Consider the following 5,841-nt stretch of genomic DNA (forward strand, 5'->3'; position numbering starts at 1 on the left):
TAAACGGGCAGCCAGGAATAATCACGCTCTAAATTATCGACAACAATATCAGGAGCAGTATACAAGTTTAGCCATAAAAATAAGCCATCTAACCGCGCCGACTTAGTAATAGTCAGGGTAATTTCATTGCTATATTCACAAGCAGTTACGGCATCAAAAACTAAGTCTTCAAAAGTATCGCTATTAGAAATAACATTACTACTCGGTAAATTTTTAATGCACAAACGCACGTCAAAAGGTTTGCCGACATGCTCGAAAATCTGCCGAGCATAGTGTCCAGTCAGCTCCCCAAAGCTGGGTTCCCGCAGTGAATCGGGTAACGTAATCGCCGCAATTTTAGTCGCACATCGATGTGGAATCATGCAGCCATCGGCTTTGAGAAAGCGGCGGGCATCATTGAGTAGCGGTGCGACACCTTCAGAAGAGCCGATCGTCCCAATAATTTCCGATAAACACACGTCTACAGCTTCTGGCAATTCGATCGCGGTAGAATAACCGTAAATCGGGATAATTTGAGATTGTAAACCGAGCCGCTCGATCGTCTCGATCGCTTGGTGATAGGCTGTTTGACTAGCTTCGATCGCGTAGACTCTTTTGGCTCCAGCTTCGATACAAAAGCGGGCGAGGATGGCGTCTTTACCCGTACCGATATCTACTACTACTTTATCTGTGACTGCACGGGCGATCGCCGCTTGGTAAGCTTGGTTGCGAGGGGTATCGGTGGTCATCGATTGGTACAGTAATTCATCGTACACCGGATATTCGCCCACTGACGGCCACCACTGCATTTGGCGGTGTCGCGGCTGGCTGACGATATATGCCGAGATACTTTGATAACGATCGCCGACGGACTTCATCGCGATCGCCTCCTGGATGCCGGGATGCCGAGCGAGCACGGCTTCAATCTCACCTAATTCGATCCGAAAGCCACGTATTTTTACCTGTTCGTCTAAGCGATCGAGAAATTGCAGTTTCCCATCTGGTAAATACTTGACGAGATCGCCAGTCTGGTAGAGCCGCGCCGTGCGATCGGGACTGAAGGGATTGGGGATAAATTTTTGGGCGGTTAATTCGGGATCGTGGAGATAGCCGCGAGCTAGTCCCGCACCGCCCAAATATAGTTCGCCAGGACTGCCGATCGGACAGAGTGCCAGATTTTTGTCCAATACATAGGCTTGGACATTGGCGATCGGGCGTCCGATCGCTGGGTTGTGTGGATCGCAACTCGCTACGTCACACATAGTTGCGCTAATCGTCGCCTCTGTGGGGCCATAAGCATCGATCAGGCGAACTTTTGATTCCAAAGCCATCCAAGCTTGCAGCTTAGCTGGAGCGGCTTTTTCACCACCGATAATTGCCAATCGCCATGTGGGTGGCAGTGATAATTTATCTCTAGTCAGTCGAGTCGTCAATTCGTGCCAAAAGGCAGTCGGTAGACTCGTCACGCTAATTTGCCAGTCAGTACAGTGCTGGAGGAAATTCTCGATCGATTCGCTCGTAGCAGCGTTGCGGAGTACCAATGTTGCGCCGACACTCAGACAGGGATAGATTTCTTCGGCACTAACATCAAAATTGAGCGAGGTAAATTGGAGGACGCGATCGGCAGGGGTAAGCGCGTATTCCCGGATGGTAGCGAGGGTATAGTTGACGACAGAATGATGCTCGATCGCGACTCCTTTGGGCTTGCCAGTGGAGCCAGATGTATAAATAACATAGGCTAGATCGTGGGGCTTAACTTTAGCTAGCAGATGTAACCGATCGGGGTAGGGATCTAGTTTGTCGATACAAACAATTTTTCCCCCATAGGCAGGCAATTTCGCGATAAGTCGCGACTGAGTGAGGATAATCGACATCCCGGCATCTTCAATAATCAGCGCCAGCCGCGCCTGGGGGTAATCGGGATCTAGCGGTACATATGCGCCGCCAGCTTTGAGAATGCCCAAAATCCCCACGATGGTGTCGAGCGAGCGTTCGACACAGATGCCTACTAGCACGTCAGCACTTACGCCCATTGCCGTCAGATGTGCGGCGAGTCGATCCGATCGACGATCTAGCTCGCGATAGGTAAGTCGTTCCCCAGCACATTCGACAGCGATCCGAGCTGGCGTCCGCGCTACTTGTGCGGCGATGAGCTGATGGATGCACGCAGCACCACCAAAATCGACGTGAGTATCATTCCAGCCATGTAGGCGATCGATCTCCCCAGCGGGCAATAATGGCAGACTAGCCAGCCGATCCACACCATCGATAATCCCACCGATAAATACTGACAACCGCTCTAGTAGCTGCTTGCAGCGCTCGGGCGCGATCGATTGTCGATCGTAACAGCAGCACCATTCATCGCCGCGCTCAGGCACTATAAATGTCAGTCCTGACGCGTACTGTTTGGACGGACTCCCCGCTAAAGTCTCGACGCGGGCGATACCGACAGGCAATCGATCGTCAAGCTGCGTGAGGGGTTGCAAGTCGGGATATCTGAGGAGGAGATCTCGGGCGTAAGTTTGGTGATGTTTGACAGATGCCAGCTCGCGCGAGATCTCCTCAACAGCCGTTTCAAAACTTGGCGAACGACTCAAATCGATCCGACATGGCACCTGAGTGGCGAATAAGTCCGGCATTCCCGCTAATTGGCGATCCAACTCAGCAAAGCTGACGTTCAGATCGAAACAGTCTTGCCCAGAAATCCGGCTTAAATAAGCGACGATCGCGACTGTTAAGAAATCAGCTACTTGCCATGTCGGGTAGCGATCGGCTAGAAATGCCCTCAGCGTTGGCGAAATCGGTACCTGTTGGAATTCTAGCGCCGATCCGCGATGCTCGTTTCGTAAGCGCAAAGCGCAGGCGTTGCCAACGCGTTGGCGACAGCCTGCCGTTAGGCGCAGCGTCTGCCTGCGCAGAGCTACGTCAACAGGGCGATCGATTTCTGGCAGCACCAGCGGGGTGAGAGTTGCCAATCTATGCGCCCAAAACCGCTCGTGTTTGGCTAAACTTGTCTCTAGTTGAGCGATGTCGTGCGCTACTGGCGATCGCCGCAGTGCATCGCCGACTCGTCCCGCACAGAATGTCAACAAGTCTAATGGTTTGCCGTCGAGGGTTTGGAGCTGACGCACCAGCAGATCCGCACTCGTCGTACTCACTCGTATCCCCTTGGCACAGAGCGAGACAATGGTGCCTGGTGGTGCCGTCGAGCGATCGGTACTAATTTCCACTGCCATGACGATCGCCAGTCGGTTGCCGAGGGCGATTTTGGGCAAGCCGATCGCATTTTCCTGCCGATCGAAATCTAGTCCGCGCACTACAGCAGCGATCGATCGGGCGGACTGCTGCCAATCTAAAATGCAGCCGGGACTGGGTTTTTGGGCACTTAAAAAGTAACTGCGCTCTTGCAGATTTTGCTTGACTGGCGATATATTCCCACTCGCAAGTTTGGCGATTAACTCGGGGAATGAAGAGATAATTGCTTCATAGCATTTACTATTGAGCGTCGCCGCAGTTTCACACTCTTCGATCTCAAACGAGACTTGCTTGAGTAGATCTCCAGCATCGACGCGCTCGGCAATTTGATGCCACGAGATCCCATGTCTGCGTTCGCCATTAATAATTGCCCAAGCTGGCGCATTCATACCACCATATTTTGGCAAGGGGCCATCGTGACAGTTGATGGCAAATTGACGTGGTAATGCTAGAATCTCACGCGCGAGAATTGTCGAATTAGAAATACTAAAGAGATAATCAAACGATTGCCCAGACAGAAAATCGTACAGGTTTGCTGGGAGTTGCAATTGAGGAATGTGATGTAACTCTGCCCACCGATCGAGTGCCCCAGACAGTGGCGCTGTCAAGGCTCTATCTGTCTCGACAATCCCGCAGATCTGATGACCGGATTCTAATAGGCTTTTAGCACAAGGAAGCACAAATGACTCCCGACCAATGATAAAACAGCTAAATTTCCGATTCACAGTTGTCATGCCACATTTTTTGATATTGCTAAGCATTGGCGACCTAATATATCACATCTTACTTTAGTCACACGGATGTAGTAGTGTATTCTATCACCACTTTTAATAGATAAATATTGTGAATAAATTGTCTACGCTATTTAGCTTAATTACTTAAATATTTGTCGATCGTCGCCTCAATCTTATGAGTTAGTATTCCATCCAGCAATCTAACAATTGCATTGCAAATCAGCGCGACCGCCAAAATTAGACGATCGCGCTCAAAAATACTTGCGCCATTTAGCTGAGACAGGTAATAAATAGACTAATCAACTAATCTTTTAAATCGTTTTTTACCGACTTGCAACACCTTGCCGACTAGGATTGAGGCATCATCATAGGTGACTTCAATATCCACGATCGCGGCTCCGTCCAATTTAACCGCACCGCCTTGAATTTGACGCTTGGCATCGTTGCTACCAGTACACAAACCACTCGCCGCCAGCAGTTGAAACACTTTAGTGGGGAAGGAAACATCAGCGAGCGAAAATTCGGGGACACTATCGCCCCCGGCATTGTGACCCGGTTTGGTAATCAGGGCGATCGCGTCGGCTTGAGCTTGAGCGGCTGAAGCTTGACCGTGGTACTGACTGACTACCTCAAGGGCCAGCAGTTTCTGGGCGGCTCTGGGATTGTCTGGGAGCCGATCCAACGGTAGGTCGGTGAGCAGTGTAAAGTAATCTTTGATGAGGCTATCGGGCGTTTTTTCGAGCTTAGAGTACATGCTGAGCGCGTCTTCGCCCAAACCGACATAGTTATTCAGCGATTTGGACATTTTCTGGACGCCATCGGTACCCAGGAGGATGGGCATTAACAAGCCAAATTGCCGCGTTTGTCCGAAATGGCGCTGGAGATCGCGTCCGACTGCGAGATTGAATTTTTGGTCGGTACCGCCGAGTTCGACATCAGCTCGGACGGCGACAGAATCGTAACCCTGCATCAAGGGATAGAGAAATTCATGCAGGAAAATCGGACTTTCTTGCTCGTAACGGTTGGCAAACCCCTCTTTCGCCAGCATTTGACCGACAGTCATCGTCGAGAGGAGTTCGAGGGTTTCCCCCAGCGCCAATTTGGAGAGCCATTCTGAGTTGTAGCGGACTTCCAAGCGTCCTGGCGTCTCAAAGTCGAGGATCGGGCGCACGCGATCGAGATAAGCTTGAGCATTGGCAGTAACTTCTTCTGGTGTCAGTTGCTTGCGAACTTCCGATTTGCCAGTCGGATCGCCGATGCGAGCGGTAAAGTCACCAATAATTAACACAGCAACATGTCCGGCATCTTGGAAAGATCTGAGCTTCCGCAAGGGAATACTATGACCTAGATGGATATCTGCACCAGTCGGATCGATACCGAGCTTTACGCGCAAAGGTCGATCTGTCTGCGCCAACCGCTGGGCGAGATTTTCCGCTGGATCGGTAGAATTGGGTTGATGGGGGAAAATCTCAGTCACACCCCGAAATAACCAATCCCACCGATCTGATGCAGACACGGACACATTCACGCTCATATATAAAAATGAAAATCGATTACCTTTAGGTAGGTTACACCAACGAGTCAAAACAGTCGCCAGTTAAGCTTAATATAGTTGTTACCTAAACTGTGCTACTTTTACATCGTTATTCATATTTCTAGCTACCCAGTTTTCAGCAGCGGCAACTTATCGTCTACAATCGCACTCATATCTATCGTGCCCGATCGTCCGTGCCTTCATTGTCCCTAATTTGAGAGAGAAAGATCCTAGTGTCTTCTAGAGCTTTAAACAAACAAAACCCCAAACAGCAACCCGAACCGATGGGGCAAAAGCCTGAAAAGGGCAACTTCTTCGGCGGGATTGGGCAAATTGCTG

Annotated in this window: 2 protein-coding genes; both read right to left on the minus strand. The window is 50.4% G+C overall.

Annotated elements, in window-relative coordinates; all coding sequences use genetic code 11:
- Positions 1-3,968: amino acid adenylation domain-containing protein (locus RMO52_RS18310; protein ID WP_310417097.1), on the minus strand; the 3,968-nt coding region annotated here is incomplete at its 3' end.
- Positions 3,969-4,263: 295 nt separating this feature from the next.
- Positions 4,264-5,502 carry a tyrosine--tRNA ligase gene (gene tyrS, locus RMO52_RS18315; protein WP_309738040.1) on the minus strand — a complete coding sequence of 413 codons (1,239 nt, stop codon included), beginning with the start codon at positions 5,500-5,502 and terminating at the stop codon, positions 4,264-4,266.
- Between the last annotated feature and the right edge of the window lie 339 nt (positions 5,503-5,841).

It is taken from the genome of Chamaesiphon sp. OTE_8_metabat_110 (assembly GCF_031382685.1).
Classification (GTDB): Bacteria; Cyanobacteriota; Cyanobacteriia; order Cyanobacteriales; family Chamaesiphonaceae; genus Chamaesiphon.